This is a genomic window from Micromonospora sp. NPDC005979 (genome assembly GCF_040614415.1).
Lineage (GTDB): Bacteria > Actinomycetota > Actinomycetes > Mycobacteriales > Micromonosporaceae > Micromonospora.
This window is the reverse complement of record NZ_JBEXUR010000003.1, coordinates 490,444-511,819: the sequence shown is the minus strand read 5'-3', so window position 1 is coordinate 511,819 and position 21,376 is coordinate 490,444. Positions and strand designations below refer to the sequence as shown.

General features: G+C 72.0%; 22 protein-coding genes. 11 read left to right on the top strand and 11 right to left on the bottom strand.

Translation table 11 applies throughout. The features are described 5' to 3' along the window. Nucleotides 1–75 precede the first annotated feature (75 nt). The 3 genes from ABZ272_RS08535 to ABZ272_RS08525 are packed head-to-tail and all read left to right on the top strand — an operon-like array spanning nucleotide 76 to nucleotide 2,236. A complete protein-coding gene (locus ABZ272_RS08535) occupies nucleotides 76–576 on the top strand; it encodes a DUF2231 domain-containing protein (RefSeq protein ID WP_355049234.1) in 501 nt (166 codons plus the stop codon). Next, nucleotides 573–1,121 carry an Hsp20/alpha crystallin family protein gene (locus tag ABZ272_RS08530; protein WP_355049233.1) on the top strand — a complete coding sequence of 183 codons (549 nt, stop codon included), beginning with the start codon at nucleotides 573–575 and terminating at the stop codon, nucleotides 1,119–1,121. Before ABZ272_RS08535 ends, ABZ272_RS08530 begins: the two co-directional genes overlap by 4 nt. An 8-nt stretch (nucleotides 1,122–1,129) precedes the next feature. After that, on the top strand, nucleotides 1,130–2,236 hold the full coding sequence (locus ABZ272_RS08525) for a glycosyltransferase family 9 protein (RefSeq protein WP_355049232.1): 1,107 nt from the start codon (nucleotides 1,130–1,132) through the stop codon (nucleotides 2,234–2,236). Here the strand turns inward: ABZ272_RS08525 and ABZ272_RS08520 are convergent. Then, entirely contained in the window at nucleotides 2,226–3,101 is an 876-nt protein-coding gene (locus ABZ272_RS08520) for a glycosyltransferase family A protein (RefSeq protein WP_355049231.1), read from the bottom strand. The two genes, ABZ272_RS08525 and ABZ272_RS08520, sit on opposite strands and share 11 nt — an antisense overlap. Further along, entirely contained in the window at nucleotides 3,098–4,894 is a 1,797-nt protein-coding gene (gene rfaE2 / locus ABZ272_RS08515) for a D-glycero-beta-D-manno-heptose 1-phosphate adenylyltransferase (RefSeq protein WP_355049230.1), read from the bottom strand. The genes ABZ272_RS08520 and rfaE2 overlap by 4 nt, the downstream gene beginning before the upstream one ends. 124 nt (nucleotides 4,895–5,018) lie before the next feature. On the opposite strand from rfaE2, the gene ABZ272_RS08510 reads away from it, so the two are divergent. Both ABZ272_RS08510 and ABZ272_RS08505 read left to right on the top strand, forming a co-directional pair. Further along, nucleotides 5,019–5,561, top strand: coding sequence for a type 1 glutamine amidotransferase domain-containing protein (locus ABZ272_RS08510; RefSeq protein ID WP_355049229.1), 543 nt, complete (start codon nucleotides 5,019–5,021; stop codon nucleotides 5,559–5,561). A 132-nt stretch (nucleotides 5,562–5,693) separates the two neighbouring features. Beyond that, nucleotides 5,694–7,370: an MDR family MFS transporter gene (locus ABZ272_RS08505; protein WP_355049228.1), complete on the top strand. Its 1,677-nt coding sequence runs from the start codon at nucleotides 5,694–5,696 to the stop codon at nucleotides 7,368–7,370. Nucleotides 7,371–7,509: 139 nt separating this feature from the next. On the opposite strand, the gene ABZ272_RS08500 is transcribed toward ABZ272_RS08505, so the two are convergent. After that, nucleotides 7,510–8,001, bottom strand: coding sequence for an NUDIX domain-containing protein (locus tag ABZ272_RS08500; protein ID WP_355049227.1), 492 nt, complete (start codon nucleotides 7,999–8,001; stop codon nucleotides 7,510–7,512). A gap of 71 nt (nucleotides 8,002–8,072) precedes the next feature. On the opposite strand from ABZ272_RS08500, the gene ABZ272_RS08495 reads away from it, so the two are divergent. Further along, nucleotides 8,073–9,707 carry a fatty acid--CoA ligase gene (locus ABZ272_RS08495; RefSeq protein ID WP_355049330.1) on the top strand — a complete coding sequence of 545 codons (1,635 nt, stop codon included), beginning with the start codon at nucleotides 8,073–8,075 and terminating at the stop codon, nucleotides 9,705–9,707. A 187-nt stretch (nucleotides 9,708–9,894) separates the two neighbouring features. Here the strand turns inward: ABZ272_RS08495 and ABZ272_RS08490 are convergent, their stop codons facing one another. From ABZ272_RS08490 to ABZ272_RS08465, 6 genes are all read right to left on the bottom strand, one after another. Further along, nucleotides 9,895–10,905, bottom strand: a complete 1,011-nt coding sequence (locus tag ABZ272_RS08490) for an NADPH:quinone reductase (RefSeq protein ID WP_355049226.1) — start codon at nucleotides 10,903–10,905, stop codon at nucleotides 9,895–9,897. Between the two features lie 73 nt (nucleotides 10,906–10,978). Next, the gene (locus ABZ272_RS08485; RefSeq protein ID WP_355049225.1) at nucleotides 10,979–11,632 is read right to left on the bottom strand and encodes an HAD family phosphatase; all 654 of its coding nucleotides are present in this window, start codon (nucleotides 11,630–11,632) and stop codon (nucleotides 10,979–10,981) included. A 32-nt stretch (nucleotides 11,633–11,664) separates the two neighbouring features. Further along, nucleotides 11,665–12,489, bottom strand: coding sequence for a hypothetical protein (locus tag ABZ272_RS08480; RefSeq protein ID WP_355049329.1), 825 nt, complete (start codon nucleotides 12,487–12,489; stop codon nucleotides 11,665–11,667). 189 nt (nucleotides 12,490–12,678) lie between these two features. Beyond that, complete coding sequence (locus ABZ272_RS08475; protein ID WP_355049328.1) at nucleotides 12,679–13,401, bottom strand: FKBP-type peptidyl-prolyl cis-trans isomerase; 723 nt, start codon at nucleotides 13,399–13,401, stop codon at nucleotides 12,679–12,681. A 101-nt stretch (nucleotides 13,402–13,502) separates the two neighbouring features. Continuing rightward, nucleotides 13,503–14,141 carry a DUF4241 domain-containing protein gene (locus ABZ272_RS08470; RefSeq protein WP_355049224.1) on the bottom strand — a complete coding sequence of 213 codons (639 nt, stop codon included), beginning with the start codon at nucleotides 14,139–14,141 and terminating at the stop codon, nucleotides 13,503–13,505. Nucleotides 14,142–14,212: 71 nt separating this feature from the next. After that, nucleotides 14,213–15,235, bottom strand: a complete 1,023-nt coding sequence (locus ABZ272_RS08465; RefSeq protein ID WP_355049223.1) for a Ku protein — start codon at nucleotides 15,233–15,235, stop codon at nucleotides 14,213–14,215. Nucleotides 15,236–15,320: 85 nt separating this feature from the next. On the opposite strand from ABZ272_RS08465, the gene ligD (ABZ272_RS08460) reads away from it, so the two are divergent. The 3 genes from ligD (ABZ272_RS08460) (at nucleotide 15,321) to ABZ272_RS08450 (ending at nucleotide 18,648) form a co-directional block, all read left to right on the top strand. Then, nucleotides 15,321–16,262, top strand: coding sequence for a non-homologous end-joining DNA ligase (gene ligD, locus ABZ272_RS08460; protein ID WP_355049222.1), 942 nt, complete (start codon nucleotides 15,321–15,323; stop codon nucleotides 16,260–16,262). Beyond that, nucleotides 16,252–17,169 (top strand): non-homologous end-joining DNA ligase, encoded by a 918-nt coding sequence (gene ligD / locus ABZ272_RS08455; protein WP_355049221.1) that lies wholly within the window; start codon nucleotides 16,252–16,254, stop codon nucleotides 17,167–17,169. Before ligD (ABZ272_RS08460) ends, ligD (ABZ272_RS08455) begins: the two co-directional genes overlap by 11 nt. 411 nt (nucleotides 17,170–17,580) lie before the next feature. After that, nucleotides 17,581–18,648 (top strand): hypothetical protein, encoded by a 1,068-nt coding sequence (locus ABZ272_RS08450; protein ID WP_355049220.1) that lies wholly within the window; start codon nucleotides 17,581–17,583, stop codon nucleotides 18,646–18,648. 20 nt (nucleotides 18,649–18,668) lie between these two features. Here ABZ272_RS08450 and ABZ272_RS08445 read toward each other — a convergent pair whose 3' ends face one another. Both ABZ272_RS08445 and ABZ272_RS08440 read right to left on the bottom strand, forming a co-directional pair. After that, nucleotides 18,669–19,409, bottom strand: coding sequence for a hypothetical protein (locus tag ABZ272_RS08445; protein ID WP_355049219.1), 741 nt, complete (start codon nucleotides 19,407–19,409; stop codon nucleotides 18,669–18,671). Between the two features lie 46 nt (nucleotides 19,410–19,455). Beyond that, entirely contained in the window at nucleotides 19,456–20,361 is a 906-nt protein-coding gene (locus ABZ272_RS08440; protein ID WP_355049218.1) for an NAD(P)-binding domain-containing protein, read from the bottom strand. 58 nt (nucleotides 20,362–20,419) lie between these two features. On the opposite strand from ABZ272_RS08440, the gene ABZ272_RS08435 reads away from it, so the two are divergent. Continuing rightward, the gene (locus ABZ272_RS08435; protein WP_355049217.1) at nucleotides 20,420–20,791 is read left to right on the top strand and encodes a MerR family transcriptional regulator; all 372 of its coding nucleotides are present in this window, start codon (nucleotides 20,420–20,422) and stop codon (nucleotides 20,789–20,791) included. Nucleotides 20,792–20,852: 61 nt separating this feature from the next. Continuing rightward, the gene (locus tag ABZ272_RS08430; protein ID WP_355049216.1) at nucleotides 20,853–21,371 is read left to right on the top strand and encodes a SigE family RNA polymerase sigma factor; all 519 of its coding nucleotides are present in this window, start codon (nucleotides 20,853–20,855) and stop codon (nucleotides 21,369–21,371) included. Nucleotides 21,372–21,376 lie beyond the last annotated feature (5 nt).

Sequence of the window (21,376 nt, the reverse complement as noted above, 5' to 3'; positions counted from 1 at the left end):
CCGGGGGTACGGCCTGACCCGACACGCCCGCCGCACGTACCGTCCGCAGGAGCGCCGACCAGTGGAGGCCGGGACATGGAGAGCCGACTCAAGGTGCTGGGTCACCCAGTCCATCCGATGCTTGTCATGTTCCCGGTCGCGTTGCTGGTCACGGCGGTGCTCTTCGACATCATCGACACGGTCGGCGGCCCCGACTTCCTCGGCGAGGTCGCGTACTGGAACATCACCGTCGGTCTGATCGGCGGCCTGCTCGCCGCGGCGGCCGGCTCGTTCGACCTGCTGGCGATCCCGACCGGCACCCGCGCCAAGCGGGTGGGCCTGCTGCACGCGGGCGCGAACGTCGCGGTGATCCTGCTCTTCGCCGCCGTCTGGGCGGTCCGGCTCAACGCGGACTCACGGGCCGCCGGTGGCGCGCTGATCGCCATCGAGGTGGTCGCGGTCGCGATCCTCGGCATCAGCGCCTGGCTCGGCGGCGAGCTGGTCGACCGGCTCGGTGTGGGCGTCGACCCCGACGCCGACCTGAACGCGCCCAGCTCACTGCGACCCACCACCCAGCGGATCGGAGACGCGCGATGAGCGAGCAGCAGGCCGGTGGGTTCGGCCGGGGGTGGCGCAGCCGGCAGCAGGGCTGGGACCCGATGGGCGAGTTGCAGTCGCTGCGCGCCGAGCTGAGCCGGCTGGTCGGCGGCCGGTCCGGGGCGTCCGACGTCGAGCTGACCGAGACCGCGGACGGCTGGCAGGTCGTCGTGCGGTTGCCCGGCGTCGCCCCGGAGGAGGTCGCCGTCGAGCTGGACGACCGCGAGTTGTGTGTGCGGGGCCGCTCCGAGGCGGAGGTCAACGCCGACCAGGGCATCCCCGGTGGCTTCGAGACGCGGGGTTTCGAGTACCGCGTCGACCTGCCGTCGCGGGTCGACCCGGAGGGCATCGACGCGGTGATGGACCACGGGCTGCTGCGGGTCCACCTGCCCCGGGCGGCACGGCCCGCGCCGCGTACCATCACCGTCGGCCGCACCGGGCCGCGCTCCGGCGGCCTGTCCGGGGGTACGCCGGTTCCGGCCGACCCCGCCGCGGACCGGGAGCTGCACCACCCGGACGCCGTCGGCGAGATCGACCGGCCGTAGCGGGCCAGGTGGTCACCCCGTCCCTGCTCGGCCCGACGGCCGGGCGAGTCGAAGACGTGCGGCGGATCGCCGTACTCCGCGCCAACGCCCTCGGCGACTTCATCTTCGTCCTCCCGGCGTTGGACGCGCTGCGTGCCGCGTACCCCTCGGCGGAGATCGTGTTGCTCGGAGCGCCGTGGCACGCGACGCTCTGGCGCGACCGGCCCGGCCCGGTGGACCGGGTGCTGGTGGTGCCGCCGGGGCCGGGCATCCGCGAGCCGGTGGCCGACGAGTCGACCTCGACGATTGACGACTTCGTGGCGGCGGCCCGGGACGAGGGCTTCGACCTGGCGGTGCAGCTCCACGGCGGGGGCGCCAACTCCAACCCGTTCGTCAGTCGGCTCGGCGCCCGGGTGACCGTCGGGTTGCGTGCCGAGGACGCGCCGCCGCTGGACCGCTGGGTCCGCTACGTGTACTACCAGCACGAGGTGATCCGCTACCTGGAGACGGTGGCGCTGGTGGGCGCTCCGGCCACCACGATCGTGCCGACGCTGGCGGTCACCGACGCGGACCGGGCGGAGGCGGAGCGGGTGCTTGGCCCGCCGGAGCGACCCCGGGTGGCGTTGCATCCCGGTGCCAGCGACACGCGACGGCGCTGGCCGGCCGAGCGGTTCGCCGAGGTGGCGGACGCGTTGCACGACGACGGCTACGAGGTGCTGGTGACCGGTACGCCGGCGGAGCGGGACGTCGTGGACCGCGTGGTCGCGGCGGCCGGGGCGCCGGTCCGGCCGCAGGTGGGCACGCTCAGCCTCGGCGGGCTGGCCGGCTGTTACGCCGGTTGCGCGCTGGTCGTCTCGAACGACACCGGCCCGCTGCACCTGGCCGGCGCGGTGGGGACGCCCACGGTGGGCATCTTCTGGGTCGGCAACCTGATCAACACGGCGAGCCCGCTGCGCGGCCGGCACCGCCCGATCACGTCCTGGATGGTGCACTGCCCGGTCTGCGGGGTGGACTGCACGCCCGGCATCTATCCGCACCGGCCGGGCGACGGCGAGTGCCCGCACCGCGACTCGTTCGTCACCGACGTGCCGGTGGCCGAGGTGCGCGAGGCGGCCCGCGAACTGCTCAACCCGTAGCGGCGCCCTCGTCGGCGAGGACGACCTCCCACGCCTCCACGTCCCGTTCGGTGACCGTGGTGGGGGTCTCCAGATGGTAGGCGCCGCTGGGCAGGATGCCCGCCCCGCCGTGGCGGGCCAGCACCGCGAGCTGGGCGGCCACGTCCTCGCCCTGGTGTCTCTCCTGCACCCGACGCCAGAAGTCGAACCCGCCGGAGTCGAGAAGCTTGGCCCGGTCGTAGAGCACGCAGCCGCCGATCCAGGACACCTTGTACGCCCGCCACGCGCCCGGCGGCAGCCCCACCACGGCGGTGACGTGCAGCAGGTTGGCGGCCGAGTGGATCCGGGCGCGGTCCCATTCGACGCTGCCCGGTCGGATCCGCTCCGGCGCGGGCGGTCCCGCCCACTCCTCGTAGTGCCCGTGCGTGTCCGGACGGACGTCGTCGACGTACGACAGGCCGTGCACGCCGTTGCCCACGAAACCGCAGCCCAGCTCCTCGATCGCGGTGACCAGCCGGCGCAGCGCCCCGGGCTCCAGCCAGACGTCGTCGTCGAGGTTGAGCACGTACCGGGCGGCCGACGCGTCGAGCAGGTACGCGCGGTGCTCGGCCAGGCCCCGACGCGGCAGCCGGCGGGTCAGCAGCACCGGGTGGCCGGCGTGCCGCAGCGCCCGGACCATGGTGGCCGCGGCCGGGTGGGCGTACGCCGGGTCGCCGTCGGACTGGTCGCTGACCACCACGCCGAAGCCGGGCACCCCCTCCTGCGCGGCGAGCCCGGCCAGGGTGACCGCCAGCTCGGTGGGCCGGTTACGGGTCGGGATCAGCACGTCGACGAGCCGGTCGACGCGGAACTCCGCCGGTACGCCGAGGGCGAGGGGCCGGTTCACGACGACTGGGTACGGGTGCTCAACGACGGATCAGAGACGTACGACGACGGGTCCTGACCGTGCGACCGGATCCGTTCGATGATCGCCGAGGTGGACCGGTCCGCCACGTACCCGAGGGTTCGCACCTGGCCGCCGAGCCGCCGCACCAGCGGCGCTTCCGGCACCAGCTCGGGCGGGTAGTCGCCGCCCTTGACGTAGACGTCCGGCCGGACCGCCTCGATCAGCGCGGCGGGCGAGTCCTCCTCGAAGACCACCACGTGGTCCACGCAGGACAGCGCGGCCAGCAGGGTGCCACGGTCCTCGACCGGGTTGACCGGCCGGTCCGGACCCTTGAGCCGGCGTACGCTGCCGTCCGAGTTGACCGCCACGATGAGCAGGTCGCCCAGGGCGCGGGCCTGCTCCAGGTAACGCACGTGCCCGGGGTGCAGCACGTCGAAGCAGCCGTTGGTGAACACCACCGACCGTCCCGCCTCGCGGTGTTCGGCGACGATCGCGTCCAACTCGTCGGTGCCGACCACCGCCGGGTGCCCGCTGGTCTCCGGCGGCATGTCGAGCGCGGCGAGCAGGTCGTCGCGCAGGCACACGCAGGTGCCGGTGTCGGAGACCGTGATGGTGGCCGCGAGCTGGGCGAGTTGCGCGGCGGTGGGCAGCGGCGCGGCGGCGGCCAGGGCCAGGGTCATCGCCGCCAGGTAGGCGTCTCCCGCACCCACGGCGTGGCTCGCCGGAACCGGGGTGCTGTGGCTGCGCCGCCGCTCGCCGTCCGCGCCGCCGACCACCGCGCCGTCGGTGTCCAGGGTCACCGCGACCACGTCCGCCCCCGTGTGGGCGTGCAACTCCGCCAGGCGCGACTCGGCCAGCACGGCCCGGTCGACACCCGCTCCGGCCTCGGTGTTCACGGTGACGCCCGTGCCGGTGACGCTGAGACCGTCGCCGGTGAGGGCCACCCGACTCTCGCCCGGCGTGGGTTCGCCGACCGGGCCGGGACGGTCGTCGAGACGGGCTCCGCCCGGGGCGGCCCCCACACTCAGCTCGGACGGCCCGTCGGCCGGGTCGATGTCGGGGTGTTCCAGGTGCAGGTCGGTGCCGGTCGTCGTACGGGTCGCGCCACCGGCCCGGGCCAGCAACCGGGTCGCCTCGGCGAAGCTCGGGGTGACCACGGTCGGCGCGAGCCCCCGCCAGTCGGCGAGGTCGTGGGCGTCCAGCGCGACCGTGGCGTACCGCTCGCGGTTCTCGACCAGCCACGCGCGGACCGGCGCGGGCAGCGCACCCAGGCCGTAGTCGCAGACCACCAGGGTCGGCGCCTCGCCGTCGGCGGCGGCGCGCAGCTCCTCGGTGGCGCAGTCCAGCGCCGTGAGCAGCCGGCTCACGCCGTCCGGGTCGAGCGCGTCGTCGGGGTCACCCGAATCCTCCCGGAGCAGGATCTGGTTGCCGGCCAGCATCCGCCGCTTCACGGGGGTGGGTCGGCCGGGCTGGTTGACGGTACGGTCCCAGACGCCGGCCCGGTCCAGACAGTCGTGCAGTTCGTCCCCGGCGACGTCCGCGCCGACGGGCGCCACCAGCACGGCCCGACCGCCGAGGGTGGCGACGTTGACGGCGGTGTTCGCGGCCCCACCGGCGGCGGAGATCCGCCGACGCAGGGTCAGGACCGGGGCGGGCGCCTCCCGGCAGAGCCGGTCGGACTCGGCGAACCGCCACTCGTCCAGCATGGCGTCACCGACGATCAGGACCGGACGCCCGAGCCAGCTCTCCACGACGGTGGCGAGCCTGCGCTGTTCCGCTGCTGCTCCTGCCATGCCTCCCCGGGTCCCCAGCGGCCCCCGGGCCAAACCTGGGCCGATGTGACGCCCCTCGTGGGGTGTTTCGGGCGGTAGGGCGCGGGAAGGGAATTGAGGAACCCCGGAGAGGAGATGTACCGAGATGGCAGCGACATTGCAGGGTAAGAGGATCGCCTTCCTGGCCGCCGACGGTGTCGAGGAGGTCGAGTACGTTCAGCCGCGCGAGGCGGTCGAGAGCGCCGGCGCGACCGTGGAGCTGGTCTCGCTCAAGCCCGGTTCCATCCAGTCCTTCAACCACCTCGACCAGTCCAAGACGTACGACGTCGACGTCACCGCGGACAAGGCGGACGCCGCCGGGTACGACGCGCTCGTGCTGCCGGGAGGGGTGGCGAACCCGGACTTCCTGCGGTCGGATCCGGACGCGGTGCGGTTCGTGAAGGCGTTCTTCGAGGCCGGTAAGCCGGTCGGGGTGATCTGCCACGGCCCGTGGACGCTGATCGAGGCGGACGTGGTCCGCGGCCGGAAGATCACCTCGTGGCCCAGCCTGCGCACCGATCTGACCAACGCCGGCGCGACGTGGGTAGACGAGGAGTGCGTAGCAGACGGCAACCTGGTGAGCAGCAGAAACCCCGACGACCTCCCCGCCTTCTGCGCCCAGATCACCAAATCCTTCGCCGCCTCCTGACCCGACCTTTTCCTCGGTGATCAAGAGGTTTGCGTCATCCCGACCGGCGTGTCGTGACGCGAACCTCTTGATCACCGCGACATAGGGGCGGGGTTGCGCGCATGTTCTGGGGTGGGCGGGAAAGAGGGCTTGATGACTGCCGACGCCTCCGCTGCCCCGGTGTTGAACCGCCAGCAGATCCGGCTTCTCATGCTGGGTCTGATGACCGGCATGCTGCTGGCCGCCCTCGACCAGACCATTGTCGGTACGGCCCTGCCGACGATCGTCGGTGAGCTGGGCGGGATCAACCACTACTCGTGGGTGGTCACCGCGTACCTGCTCGCCTCGACCGCGTCGACGCCCCTGTACGGCAAAATGGCCGACCTGTACGGGCGTCGCCCGGTCTTCCTCTTCTCGATCGGCACGTTCCTGCTCGGGTCACTGCTGGCGGGGTTGTCGCAGAACATGACCCAGCTGATCATCACGCGCGGCATCCAGGGGCTCGGCGCCGGTGGTCTGCTGACGCTGGCGTTCACGATCATCTCGGACGTGGTCTCACCCCGGGAGAGGGGCCGCTACCAGGGGCTCTTCGGCGCGGTGTTCGGCATCGCCTCGGTGGCCGGACCGCTGGTCGGTGGGTACTTCGCCGAGACCGACTGGCGGTGGATCTTCTACATCAACGTGCCACTGGCGATTTTGGCCATCGTGGTCTGCTACCACGTGATGCGGCTGATCCCGTTCGAGCGGCGGGACCACGCGATCGACTGGCTCGGCGCCGGCCTGCTGGTGGCCGGGGTGAGCAGCCTCCTGCTCGCGCTGAGTTGGGGCGGCAACGAGTACCCGTGGGGTTCCGGGCTCATCATCGGTCTCTTCGTCGCCGGCGCGGTGCTGGCCGCGCTCTTCGTGCTCCAGGAGGCGCGGGTCGCCGAGCCGATCCTGCCTCTGCGGCTGTTCCGCAGCGCCACGTTCGCGCTGGCCAACTCGGCCGGCTTCGTGCTCGGTCTGGTGATGTTCGGGTCGATCATCTTCATCCCGCTGTACCTCCAGATCGTCAAGGGCGCCTCGCCGACCCGCAGCGGTCTGCTGATGCTGCCGATGATGGCGGGCATCATCGTCACCTCGATCGTCACCGGTCGGGCGATGAGCCGGATCGGCCGCTACAAGTGGTTCCCGGTGGCCGGGGCGGCGACGCTGCTGGTCGGCATGCTGCTGTTCACCCGGTTGCAGGTGGGTACGTCGCTCTGGGTGGCGTTCGGTTTCATGGTGGTGATCGGCGTCGGCCTCGGTCTGTGCATGCAGTCGCTCGTCCTCGCGGTGCAGAACGCGGTCTCCGTCCGCGACCTGGGCGCCGGTACCTCGTCGGCGACGTTCTTCCGGTCGCTGGGTGGTTCGTTCGGGGTGGCGATCCTCGGCACGGTGCTCTCGTCGCGGCTCAACTCGCAGCTTGCCGACCGGCTGCCCGGTGCGATCGCCCAGCTCCCACCGGAGCAGCGGGCCGCGGTGGCGGCGAGTGGCGGCACGAACATCTCGATCAACGACCCCGCGACGATCATGGCGCTGCCCGGTGCCGTACGGGCCGCCATCCAGGCGTCGTTCGTGGAGTCACTGCACCTGGTCTTCCTGACCGCCGGGCTCGTCGCCATCGTGGCGGTGCTGGTGACCCTGGCGATGCCCAACAGCGAGTTGCGGGGTGCCGGCCCGGAGGGTGCCAAGGGCGGGGCCGACCCGCTCGGCGGCGAGGCGCCCGCACCGGGCGGCAAGCCGCTGACCCGCGAGTCCAAGGAAGAGGCCGCCGCCGACATGGAGGCCAAGTCCCAGACGATGATCTGACCGCACGGTCGCCGGACCGCTCCGCGTCGGCCGGCAACTCCCGAATGAGCGTGATGCCTGTGAGTCATCAAGATGACTCACAGGCATCACGCTCATTGGCAGTCCGCGCCCCGACTCAGCCGTACCAGAGCAAACCGCGCTACTTGAGGATCAGCCGGTTCGTCTGCTCGAAGACGTCCAGGTCGGCCAGGGTCTCCAGGACCGACGCGGACAGTGGCGACGGGAACCGGTCGCGGGCGAAGAAGCCCGCGTCGGTGGTCTCGTCGGTAATCCGTTCGAGCTGCCCGTCCCACTCCTCCACCTTGAACGCGGTGGTGAAGACCTGGTAGGTGTGCCCGTACATGTTGGTGCTGGTCCGGTCCGGGCCGGTGTAGAGCGCGAACGCGCAGACCCGGAGCGCCCGCAGCCCGGTCTCCTCGCGGACCTCGCGTACCGCGCAGTCGGCGATGGATTCGCCCAGCTCCATGGCCCCGGCGGGCATCGCCCACTGGCCGTTGTCGGAGCGTTGGATCAGCAGGATGCGCCCCGCGTTGTCGCTGACGACGGCACGGGCGCCGACGAACATCAGCGTCCGGTCCCCGGCGAGCGCGCGTAACTGCCCCACGTACGAGTCGGCCCAGGAGATGCTCACCTGCGACAATTTACGGGGGTTCCCAACGTGTGACCGCCGACACTAGCTTGTTACCCATGCGTAGCACGATGATGGCCGCTCCCCTGCAGGTCTCCCGCATCCTCGACCACGGTGCGGGGGTGCACGGCACGGCCGAGGTGGTCACCTGGACGGGCGCCGAACCCCGTCGGATGACGTACGCCGAGGTGGGTCGCACGGCGGCCCGGCTGGCCCACGCGCTGCGCGACGAGTGCGGGGTGACCGGCGACGAGCGCGTCGCCACCTTCATGTGGAACAACAACGAGCATCTGGTGGCCTACTTCGCGGTGCCGAGCATGGGCGCGGTGCTGCACACGCTCAACATCCGGCTCTTTCCCGACCAGGTCGTCTACATCGCCAACCACGCGCAGGACCGGGTGGTGCTTGTCGACACCACGCTCATCCCGCTGCTGGCCCGGGTGATCGGCGAGTTGGACACGGTGCGACACGTGGTGGTCGTCGGTGGCGGCGACCCGGCCCCGCTGCTGGCGGCGGCCGGCGACCGGATCACGGTGCACCACTGGGACGCGCTGCTCGCCGACCGTCCGGACGTGTACGACTGGCCGGAGGTGGACGAGCACGACGCCGCGGCGCTCTGCTACACGTCCGGCACCACCGGCAACCCGAAGGGCGTCGCCTACTCGCACCGGTCGATCTACCTGCACTCGTTGCAGGTCTGTATGCCGGAGGGCTTCGGTCTCGGGCCGACCGACCGGGAGCTGGCCATCGTCCCGATGTTCCACGCCATGTCGTGGGGTCTGCCGTACGCGGCGTTCCTCTCCGGCGCGTCGCTGATCATGCCGGACCGGTTCCTCCAGGCCGCGCCCATCGCCGAGATGATCGCCGCCGAGCGGCCCACCCTGGCCGGCGCGGTGCCGACCATCTGGACCGACCTGCTGGCCTACCTGGACGACCACGACGTGGACAGCTCGTCGCTCACCGAAGTGATCGTCGGCGGTTCGGCCTGCCCACCGGCGCTGATGCACGCGTTCGACGAGCGGCACGGGATCGACGTCATCCACGCCTGGGGGATGACCGAGATGTCCCCGCTGGGATCGGTCTCGCGTCCGCCCGCCGGGGTGGCCGGGGACGAGGCGTGGCGCTACCGCTACACGCAGGGTCGCGTGCCGGCGGGCGTGCAGGCGCGGATCGTCGGCCCGTCGGGCGAGCCGCTGCCCGCCGACGGTTCGGCCGTGGGCGAGCTGGAGGTCCGGGGGCCGTGGGTGACCGCACGGTACGTCGGTGACGACGCCCCCGATCCGGAGAAGTTCCGCGACGGGTGGCTGCGGACCGGCGACGTCGGCACGCTCTCTCCGGACGGGTACATCACGCTCACCGACCGCGCGAAGGACGTGATCAAGTCCGGCGGCGAGTGGATCTCGTCGGTCGAGCTGGAGAACGCGCTGATGGCCCATCCCGCTGTGCTGGAGGCGTGCGTGGTGGGTGTCCCGGACGAGCGGTGGGACGAGCGGCCACTGGCGACCGTGGTGGTCCGGGAGGGCGCCTCGGTGACCGCCGAGGAGCTGCGGGACTTCCTGGCCGGCTCGGTGGCCCGCTGGCAGTTGCCCGAGCGGTGGGCGTTCATCGACACGGTGCCGAAGACCAGCGTGGGCAAGTTCGACAAGAAAGTCGTCCGATCGCGGTACGCCGAAGGCGACCTGACTGTCCGGGAGCTGACAGCACCGTAACGTTTGACCGGGCACCGTCGCCTATGGGCAGAGGAGTACTCCTGACATTCCTCCCCAGAGGGCGGCCCCGGCGTTCGCACCGCGCCGGGGCCGCCCGCTCCACGCGGGTGACCCCGCACCGTCATTGTTGCGAAAATTGTTCGCCTCTGTCCCGGTGACGGGGAAATCGGATACTTCGACGACCGATTCAGGCGTCGCTGGTGGTGATCAGCACCTTGCCGACCGCCGAGTCCTCGACCGCCTGGTGCGCCGCGGCCGTGTCGGCGAGCGGGTAGCGGTGCAGCGGCAGACCGGCGTCCGCGCCCACCCGGATGCCGCCCTGGTTGGCCGCCGCCGCCACGTCGACGACACCCTGCGCCTTGGCCGCCTTCGGCTCCGTGTAGACCAGCACGAACTGCCACCGGGCGTTCACCACGTACAGCGGGCGGATCGGGAGCGTCATCTCGGTCCCGCCGTTGTCGGCGTACACGCAGACCGCGCCGCCGTTGCGGATCAGTTGCGCGTCCATCGCCGCGTTCTGGGCGGGGGCGACCTCCACGATCGTGTGTACCCCGTCGGGGGCGATCTTGCCGACCTCCTCGACCACGTCCTGCTCGCGATAGTTGATCACGTACGAGGCGCCGGCCGACGCCGCGAGCTGCGCCTTCTCGGCACTGCTCACCGTGGCGATCACCGTGGCGTCGGCCCAGCGCGCGAGCTGGATCGCCGCGTTGCCCACCGCGCCCGCCCCGCCCTGCACCAGCACGGTGTGGTCGGCCAGCGCGCCGGCGCGCAGCGCGTCCGGCATGAACTCGCCGGCGGTCAGACAGCGGTGCGCGGTGAGGAACGGGATGCCCAGGCTCGCCCCCAGCTCGAACGAGGCGTCGCCCAGCGGCACCGCCTGCCGCACCGGCACCAGCGTGTACTCCGCGCTGGTGCCCCACGGCCGCTGCCAGGCCGCCTCCCAGATCCAGACTCGCTCGCCGATCAGCTCGCCGCCGACCCCCTCGCCGACCGCCTCGACGACACCCGCGCCGTCCTGCCCCGGGATCTGCCACCCGTCCGGCGCGAACGCCCGGCGCGACTTCCAGTCCGTCGGGTTCACCCCCGAGACCGCCATCCGGACCAGCACCTCGCCCGGCCCCGGCTCGGGCACCGGCCGGTCCACCAGCTCCAGCACCGACGGGTCGCCGGTGCGCTCGTACACGATGGCCTTCATCCGTGGTCTCCTCGCTGGCCGGCGGGGCACGCGTTCGGCGTGCCGCCTGCTGCGGTACCCCGCACCGATCCCGTCATGCCAAACCGTCGATCAGCTCCGCAGTCAACTCGCCGATCGACCCGAGCGTCACGGCCGCGAGCGCGGCGGCGTCCGGATCGAGGGGGTACGACGCGTGCGGCACCGCCACCACCCGCATCCCCGCCGCTGCGGCCGAGCGGACGCCGTTGGACGAGTCCTCCACGGCCGCGCAGCGGGCCGGGTCGACGCCCAGGCGCTGCGCGACGCTCAGGTACACGTCCGGCGCCGGCTTGCCCCGCTCGGTCTCCTCGGTGGACAGGGTCGCGCCGAACGCGTCGGTCAGGCCGGTGGCCTCCAGCGCCGCCGCGATCAGCCGGGTCGGCGACGAGCTGGCCAACCCGAGCGGCCACCGCGCGGCCAACCGGCGTACCACGTCGTCCGCGCCGTCGATCAACGGCACGTGCTCCCGGTAGCGCTGTGCCATCTCCCGCATCACCTCGTCGGCCACCTGCGCGGCGGTGCGCCGTACACCCAGCTCACCGCTCAGGTAGTGGGCCCATTCGCCGGTGCTCATGCCCATCAGCCGGCGCTGTGTGTCGGGCTGCCAGGTGCCACCGTGTGCCGCCACGTACGCCCGCCGGACCTCCTCCCACACCGGTTCGGAATCCACGATCACGCCGTCCAGGTCGAAGACCACCGCATCCACCACGGGCCCATCCTGCCCGACGGCGGGACCCGCAGTCAGCCGGCCAGGGCGGGCAGCCCGATCGGGCTGTCGGGCGGAATCACCGTGTGGCAGGCCCGGGCCAAGGGTTCCAGCAGCTCACGAAGGCGATCGGTGTCGCCCGGGCCGAGCGCCTGCCACGGATGCCCGGCGGACCGGTCGGTGGCGTCCTCGATCGCCTGGAAATCGGCGCGTCCGGCGTCGGTGGGCGTGCCGTCCCCGGCCAGCCAGCCGCGCCGCGTCAGCCGCTCGCGGGCGGCCCGCCACTGCTCCTCGGACCAGCCCCGGCCGAGCAGGCTCTGGGCCGACATGTCCACCGCGACGCGCCAGGCCAGTGCCTCCACCGGGTCCAGACCGGCAGCCACCAGGGCGGCGATGTGTCCGTCGCCGCGCAGCTCCCGCAGCGTGGTGGCGGCCTGCCAGAGCCGGGCGAGGGGGTACTCCCCGACCGGCAGCGCCGCGTTGGCCGCCCCGAGCACCCGACCGGCGGTCTGCGCCGCCGAGGCGGCCCGCTCCAGCAGGTCGGCGGCCTCGGCCAGGTGCCCCTCGGGCAGCTCGTAGGTCAGCTCCGCGAGGGCCTGCACCGCGCCGGTCAGCCGGGCGCGCAGCGCCTCCGGCGGGGTGGCCAGCCGCCACACCGCGGGCAGGGCCCGGCTCACCATCGGCGGTGCGAAGCTGAAGAACGCGGCGACGACCGGAGGGGCCTCGGCGGCGCCCAGCGGCGCGGCCCGACCGGCGAAGTAGCCCCGCCAGTAGCCGCGCAGCCCGACCGCCTCGTACGCGGCACGGGCCCGAGGGTGGAAGTAGGTGACCGCGTGCACCGGCTCGAAGTACGTCCACATCACCCGGGTGGTACGCCCGAGATCCTCCAGCGCCGTCACAGGCACCTCCACCGTCCCGCGTCCGCGTCGTCACCCCGGACTGCGGCCGCCCGGGGTGACGCCGAACCTACTGCCGGAGGGTGACGGGCAGGAAGCCCCATGTGAACAAGTCCATCGCGCCGGGGTGACAACCGGGGCGATCCGGACGGGTCACTGGGCGGCGAGCACGTCCACCACGAAGCGCAGCGGACCGGTCGGGCGACCGCCGGCCTTGGCCTCGTCGTTGCCGTACGCCAGCTCGCCCGGGATGTCGAGCTGCACCCGGCTGCCCACGGTCACGCCGACCAGACCCTGGTCCCAGCCGGGGATGACCTGGCCCACGCCGATCGGGAAGGTGGCCGGCTGGCCGTTGTTCCAGGACGAGTCGAACTCCTTGCCGTCCTTGTAGAAGACGCCCACGTAGTTGGTGGTGATGTTCTGCCCCTTCTTGACCGCCGGGCCGGTGCCCTTGATCATCGGGGTGACCGTGAGCTTCTTCAACTCGCCCGTGCCCGCCTTCACCGTCGGCTTGCTGCCCAACGCCGGATCGGCGCCCTCGGGAAGCTGCGGCGCGGGCGGTGCGGGCGGCGCGGTGGGGGCGTCCGGCGCTGCGGCGGAGGCGGACGGGTTGGCGCCGGAGGCGTTGCTGGGCTTGTCGTCCCGCTTGCTGTCGATCCAGACGAAACCGCCGATCAGCAGCGCCATCACGGCGATGCCGGCGAGCCCGCCGGCCCATGCCTGGCGGCGGCGCTTCGCCTCGGCCGCCTTCTGCGCCGCCAACTGGGCGGCCAGCCGCCGCCCCGCCTTCGTCGCCGGGCTCTGGCCCTCCGACCGGTTCTCCTGCGTGCGCTCGCTCACGTCGTCGACTCCCTGCTGCGAAGGTGTGGCCGGCACCCGGTGCCGGGGGGAAAGCCGACGCACACGGTACCCGCCCGGCGGCCCGCCGTGCCCGCCGTGGACGCCTCGAATCGTCCAGAAACGCCGTCCGCAGGACGTTACTCCGGGACCACCATGAAGTCGGTCACGAACGAGGTGACCCTCCCGTCGGCGGTCCGCCCGATCCAGGTGCCGTAGCAGCCGTCCCCCCAGCCCGTGGCGACCGTGACGATGTTCGCACCGGTGGCCTCGTCCAGCACGGCCGTGATCAGCCCCGGGACCGGCGACGAGGGCAGCTCGGCGGGGATGAAGACGTCCTCGATCCGCTCCTCGTCCCAGCTCTCCAGGGCGGCGAGCGCGGTCGGGTCGGCGAGCGTGCCGGCACCGGCGTCCACGCCGTACCCGAAGAAGTCGTCCGCGCCGAGCGCGGCGACGTCCTGGTCGCCCACCACGGCCTGCTCCCAGCGGGTCGTCGGCTCGGCGCAGATCACCAGTTCCAGCGCGGCCACCCGCCGGTCCACCTCGGCGTCCTCCCGCAGCACCACGGCCACCCAGGCGCGGCCGGGATACCGCCCCGGCGCGACGGCCACCGTGTACGGCTCGGCCTCCGACACGACCAGCGGATCGCACCCGACGACGCGGCCGGTCGGCAGTACGACGTCGCCCAGCGGATGGGCCTCGACGACGTACGCGCCGTGTTCGTCGGTGAAACGCGCCCCGGGCGTCAACAACCGGTCCAGGTCAGGGGTGTGCGGCATGGGGGCTCCTCCGGTGGCCGACGGCCGGCGGAGCGTACCCGGTGTGGCGGACACCGTCCGTGCCGCGTACCTCAGGCGCTCTTGCGGGGTGCGGTCTTGCGCGCGGCGGTCTTCTTCGCGGGCTCGGCCTTCTTCGCGGTGGTCTTCTTGGCGGTGGTCTTCTTCGCCGGTTCGGCCGCCTTCTTCTCGGCGGTCTTCTTCGTCGCGGTCTTCTTCGCGGGCGCCTTGGCGGCCTTCTTCTCGGCTGCCTTCTGCGCCGACCGGGCCGACGAGATCGGCGTCGGCTCGCCGCCGCCACCGCGGGCGGGCTGCTCGCCGCGCGCCGCCCGGGCCCGGTCCACCGAGGCCTTCAGCGCGGCCATCAGGTCCACCGCCGCGGCCGGCGCCTCCTCGACCTCCTCCGGCTGGACGACCTCGCGACCCTCCACCTTGGCGTCGATGACCTCCTGCAACGCGGCCCGGTAGTCGTCGGTGAAGACGTCCGGCTCGAACTCGCCGGTCATCGAGTCGATCAGGGAGCTGGCCATCGCCAGCTCGGGCGGACGTACCTTGAGGTCCTCGTCGAGGAACCCGAAGTCCGGGGTACGGATCTCGTCCGGCCAGAGCATCGTGTTGAGCAGCAGCACACCTTCGCGGACCCGCAACGTGGCGAGCTGCTCACGTTGGCGCAGCGCCACCTTGACGATGGCCACCCGCTCGGAGTCGAGGAGCGCGTCCCGCAGCAGCACGTACGGCTTGGTGGCCGTGCCCTCCGGCTCCAGGTAGTAGGCCTTGTTGTAGAGGATCGGGTCGACCTGCTCGGCGGGGACGAACTCCAGCACGTCGATCGCCCGGGAGCTGGTCAGCGGCAGGTCGGCGAAGTCCTCGTCGGTGAGGATCACCATCTCGCCGCCGCCGATGTCGTAGCCCTTGGCGATGTCGTCGTAGGTGACCTCCTCGCCGCAGACCGAGCAGGTGCGCTTGTAGCGGATGCGACCGCCGTCCTCGCGGTGCACCTGGTGGAACCGGATGTCCTTCTCCTCGGTCGCCGAGTAGAGCTTCACCCCGATCGAGACGAGCCCGAACGACACGGCTCCCTTCCAGATGGCACGCATCCTGCGCTCCCTTCCCCGGTATCGACCATGCTCGCATCCGCAGGAACTCCACGCGAGGTGTTCGGCCTGCTACTACAGTCGGGTCGTGCCCGGCACGCCGCTCAAGCCGATGCTCGCGATGACCGGGCCGCTCCCGGCGGGTGACGGCTGGGCGTACGAGTTCAAGTGGGACGGGGTCCGGGCGCTCGCCAACATCTCCGGCGGTGCCCAACACCTGTATGCCCGCTCCGGCGTGGAGATCACCGCCGCGTACCCCGAACTGGCCACCCTGCACGAGCAGGTCGACGACGCGCTGCTCGACGGCGAGGTGGTGCTGCTGGGCGAGGGCGGGCAGCCGTCGTTCACCGCGTTGGCCGAGCGGATGCACGTCCGGGACCGCGCCAAGGCCGCCCGGCTGGCGGCGGTCATGCCGGTGACGTACATGATCTTCGACCTGCTGCGCCTGAACGGCGACGACCTGACCGGCTGGTCGTACGAGCGTCGCCGGGAGGCCCTGGACTCGCTCGCCCTCGGCGGCGCGCGGTGGGCGGTGCCGCCGGTCTTCGCCGACGGGCCGGCCACGTACGAGGCCGCCGGGGAGCACGGTCTGGAGGGGGTGATGGCCAAGCGGGTGGGGGCCGTCTACCGCCCGGGGGTGCGCTCGCCGGACTGGGTGAAGGTCAAGCTGGAGGTGACCGGCGACTTCGTGATCGGGGGCTGGCGGCCGGGCGCGCGTCGCATCGGCGGGCTGCTGGTCGGGGTGCCCGGCCCGGACGGTCGGCTGATCTACCGTGGTCGGGTCGGTGGCGGGATCGGCGCGGCCATCGAACGGCAGCTCCTCGCCGAGTTGGAGCCGCTGCGCTCCGGCGCGTCACCGTTCGCGGCGGGCGTGCCGCGCGAGGATGCCCGGGATGCCATCTGGGTAGAACCCCGGGTGGTGGTGGAGGTGAAGTACGGCCAGCGCACCCCCGACGGCCGGCTGCGCTTTCCCCGGGTGCTGCGCCTGCGCCCGGACAAGCCGCCGGAGGAGGTCGACGATGCCGGCTGAGAAGCTGCGGGTGGACGTCGAGGGCCGCGCGCTGGAGCTGTCCAACCTGGACAAGATCCTCTATCCGGCCGTCGGCTTCACCAAGGGCGAGGTGATCGACTACTACACGCGGATCTCGCCGGTGCTGCTGCCGCACCTGGCCGACCGGCCGGTCACCCGCATCCGCTTCCCGAACGGCGTGGACGACAAGTCCTTCTTCGAGAAGAACAAACCGGCCGCGACCCCCGACTGGGTGCGCGTCGAGACGTTGCCGGCGCCCGGGTCGACGAAGGGCCGGGAGACCATCGACTATGTCGTCGCCGACGACCTGCCCACCCTGGTCTGGCTGGCCAACCTCGCCGCGCTGGAACTGCACACGCCCCAGTGGAAGGTCGACGAGAACCCGGACATGATGGTGGTCGACCTGGATCCGGGACCGCCGGCCGGGCTCGCCGAGTGCTGCCCGGTGGCGGTGCTGATGCGCGACCGGCTCGCCGACGACGGCATCGATTCGTACCCGAAGACGTCAGGCAAGAAGGGCATGCAGTTGTGCTGCCCGATCGCCGGCACCCAGTCCGCCGACGACGTCTCCGCCTACGCGCGTCGGATCGCGCAGGAGTTGGAGAAGGCGCACCCGAAGCTGATCGTGTCGAAGATGGCGAAGAACCTTCGCCCCGGCAAGGTCTTCATCGACTGGAGCCAGAACAACGCGGCGAAGACCACCGTCGCGCCGTACTCGCTGCGCGCCCAGCGGACGCCGTCGGTATCGACGCCGCTGACCTGGGACGAGGTCGAGGCCGGCGCGCGCGGCCGGAAGCCAGCCGTCCGCCAGTTCACCGCCGCCGAGGTCCTGGACCGGGTCGAGGAGTACGGCGACCTGCTGGCCGCGCTGCTCGACGGCGGCCCGGAACTGCCCGGCGGACGCTAGCCCAACCCGGTCATTCGGGTCACCCACGTAACGGTGGGTGTCTGACCGGTGTCGTCGCCACCTGTAGCTCAGTGTGACCGCCTTCGCTGCCCGCCGCCGCCCCGGCCACCCTGCTCAACCCCTTTGCTCTGCTTCAACCGAGGAAACACCGGGTTCTACCTGCTGTTCTGCGATTTTGGCGAGAACGGGCGGCCGGGTGCGGCCCGCACGGAGCGTGTGTGTTGCGTCGGCTGAAGCAGAGCAAAGGGCGCGAAGGTGAGGGCGACCCCGGACCTGGATGTCGCCGCGTGTGACGGGCCGACGGTTCGGGCCCTGCGTCGGCTGCGGCATCGGCGCGAAGCCCATCTGGTGGACGCCGGCCGGAACTGCCCGGATGAGACCGGTCTGGCCGACGGCCGCTAGAGTGCTTCGATGCTTCAGGGTGAAGTCATCGATGCGTTGAGTGAGCTTCGCGCCCTACGGGTCGAGCCGGACGGACCGGCGCTGCGCGTCACGGTGCCGGCGATCGAGGTGAGCCTGCGGCTCTACCCCGAGGCGGTGGTGTGGCTCAACCACCGCACACTGCCGAACGACGAGCCGATCCTCCAGGTCGTGATCCGTCAACACGGCCGGGACCTGCGGATGATCCTGTTGAACGACGACATCGCCTGGCAGCCGGCCGACCTCGAATCCCTGCTCGACTCCTCGATCCCGGTGCGGCTGACGGACATGCCGGAGCTGGTGGCGTACAGCGAACTGGACCGGAACTCCGTCGCCGCCCTGCGGGCCTACGACGAGCCGAGGGCGAACCTGGCGGCCCTCGCGGGAACGCTGCAACTGCACCGGTGCGTCCTGGTGGCCGCCATGCGGCTCGGCCTCCGTCCGCTGCGCGCGGTACGGCTGTGGCACGAACTGTGGTGGCGCGTCGGCGAGTTCGCGCCGGCCCCGTACTGGCCCGACCCGGACTTCGACCGGCTGCTGGTCGAGGCTGGCGTGTCGCTGACGCCATACGAGGAGGCCCGCGCCCTGGAGCGACCGGCTGAGATCGAATCGTTGACCGTTGCCGACCTGCGGGCCGCCGAACCGACGCTGACGGTCGGCCGGGCGGACGAGGCCGCGCTCGCCGCCTGGCGACAGTGGATGAAGCTGACGCCGCGCCAGTTCTCCGAGGTGCTGACGGCGGAGTTGCCCGAGGCGCAGGTGGAGATTTCGCTCTACGCCGACGGTGGAGCGGCGGTCTCGCTGCGCATCGCGCCGTCCGGTGTCCTGTGGGTCCTGCTCGAGCTGCGGCTCTCCTTCCCCCGGCGGCTGACGATGCTGGACGAGATCCGCATCGCCGAGGAGGCCACCGACACCGGGCTCTTCCAGCGCATCATGGCCAATCTGGATCGGCTCGGCCGGTCGCTGGGCCTGAAAGCGATCAAGGTGTACGCGACCGGGGACGGCAGCGTGGCGTTCGCGCGCGCCGGATTCGACTGGGACCGCGATCCGGGCGACTGAACCGCGTCACCGGAGCTGCGTCACTGCTGCTGCGGTCGGGGCGTCAGCGTGCGTCGTAGCCGGGCGGTGGCCTCCGGGCCGATGGCCTCCCGGGTCGCCGTGAGCAGTCGGCCGCACAACACCCGGGCGGCGTCGATCTCGGCGCGGGCGTGCTCCACCTCCCGCCGTACCGTCACCCGCTCGTCGTCGGCGACGGCGCGGATGTCCGCCACCTCCCGCCGGCGGGCGTTGCGCACCTCGTCCGCCATCACCAGCACGAAATCCGTCCGATTCCGGCCGAGTTCGCTGCCGTTCGAGGCGGCCGGACGGGCGGCCACCACCCGCGTGACGGCCTCGGCGGGCAGGAAGAACAGCGTCGTGGTGGAGAACTGGCTCAGCGCCGCCTGCTGTTGCCAGCGGGTCAACAGCCCCGACTTGCCGTCGAGGAAGGGCGCTATCGCGAACGCGAAGTCCACGTCGACGGTGGCGAGCAGCGCGCGGGCGTCGTCGATACCGCGTCGGAGTTGGTTGATCAGCGTGGACTGTCGGTGCAGCAGGGCGGCGAACTCCGCCTGGTCGTCCGCCCGGGGCTCGGCACTGGACAGCAGGGCGTCGGCCAGGGTCAGCAGACGGTCGCCGTTGAGGCACGACTCCTGGAGCGTGAGGATCACGTCCAGCAGGTGGCTCCCGACCTTCGCGTCCTGCGACACCGCCCGCCGATCCAGCAGTCTGGTGACGTACGCGTTGAGGATCTGAACCACCGTCGACAGCAGTTCACCCACCGCGCCGCCCCCTCCACTGGTGTGAGGGCGAGTGTAATCGGCCAGGTCACGGCACCACCGGATCGGCTGGTACGAGCGACTGGGCCAGCCTGGCGTAGCTGTCGCCGCCGTGGCCCGCCGCGATGGCCCGTTCGATGATTGACTGCACGGCCTGTAGCGGCGCGGGGTCGACACCGCGCGCGGTCGCGGCGTCGCGGACGTGAGCGACCGCCGAGCCCGCCGACGCGATGGTGGAGATGTCGGCGGCGAAGGTCCCGGACGTGAGTTGGTCGGCGAACCGGTCGGCCATGTCCGGCAACAGGGCACCGATTCCGCTGGCGAAGCGGGCGAACGCGGTCGGCGGTATGCCCTCGGTGATAGCCAGGGCGAAGGCGTGCGCGAGGCCGCCGACGGACATGGTGAACAGGTCGAGCAACGCCATCTCGTACGCCGCCGCCGTCCCGACGTCCGCCCCGAGGTAGGCGCTGGATCCACCAAAGCTCTCCAACCAGGGGAGGCTCTCGTCGAAGAGGGTCCGTGGACCGCTGTAGAGGATCGTCGCGGCCGGTGTCCCGATGGTCGGCGCGGGCGTCAGGATGGCGCCGTCGAGGTAGTTGACGCCCCGCTGCGCCGCCCAGCTCGCCAACTCCCGTGCCTCGGCGGCGTGCCCGCTGCTGAGGTTGACGAACGTTCCGCTCGGCGGGCGTTCGAGCCCTGACAGGATGGCGCGGACCGCTCCGTAGTTCATGACGCAGGCGATGACGACCGATGCCCGTTGTGCCGCGTCGGCCACCGTCGGAGCGAGTACGGCTCCCTGGGCCACCAGCGCGGTCGCCTTGTCGGGTGAGCGGTTCCAGAGCACGGTGGGGTGGCCGGCGGCGAGGGACGCGGCGGCCAGCGCCCGACCCATCGGGCCGAGTCCCAGGACGGCGACGACGGCGGCGGATTGATTGTCCAGGTTGTGGTGTGTCACAGCCGCGACGCTAAACCTTCACGTTGACGTGAAGGTCAAGCCTTGATCTGCTGTCAGGGTGCGGATCGGCGAACTGGCGCGGGCGGCCGGCACCACCCCACGCGCCCTGCGCTACTACGAGGAGCAGGGCCTGTTGCGACCGGCCCGGCTCGCCAGCGGCTACCGCCACTACGACCCGCAGGCCGTGGGCACGGTGCGGCACATCCAACTGTTGCTGTCCGCCGGCCTGAACACCGCGGCGATCGCCGAGATCCTTCCCTGCATCCCCAACGACGCCACCGTGCTGGCCCCCACCTGCCCCGAACTGCTCGACGCGCTGGCGGTGGAGCGCGCCCGCATCACGACGTCCATGGAACGGCTCGCCGCCGCCCGCGATGTGCTGGACCGGCTCATCCAGGCCGGCCCGGCGACCCGGCGGCCCACCCACTGACGGTCCGAAAACGTCCACGCGCCCGTGACAACCTTCCACGGGCCCGCTGCGTGGTAGGGGCGTGACCGACCAACAGAGACCCCTGTCCGCGACGGACCGGTCCTACGTCGCGTTCGTCGAGGTGGCGTGGGAGCGACATATCCGGCTGGCCATGCTGCTCTGCGGCGACCGGTGGCGGGCCGAGGAGTTGCTCCAGGACAGCCTGGTCCGGGTCTACGAGCGGTGGCGGCGGCTGTCCCGGCTCGACGACCCGCACGCCTACCTGCGCCGGGCGCTGGTCAACAACCACACCTCGATCTGGCGGCGACGCCGGCGCGAGAGCCTCGTCGCGGACGTCCCCGACCGGGCCGCCCCGGGCGGCGGCAGCGACCCCGACGCCGACGTGCTGCGCCGGGCGCTGCTGGCGCTGCCGGCGAAGCAACGCGCGGTCGTGGTGCTGCGCCACTACGAGGACCTGAGCGAGCGCGAGGTCGCCCAGGTGCTGGGTTGCTCGCTGGGCACCGTCAAGAGCCAGAACGCCCGGGCGTTGGGCGCGTTGCGACACCTCCTGAACAGATCCTTCGACTCGGTGAGCAGGTGACAGTC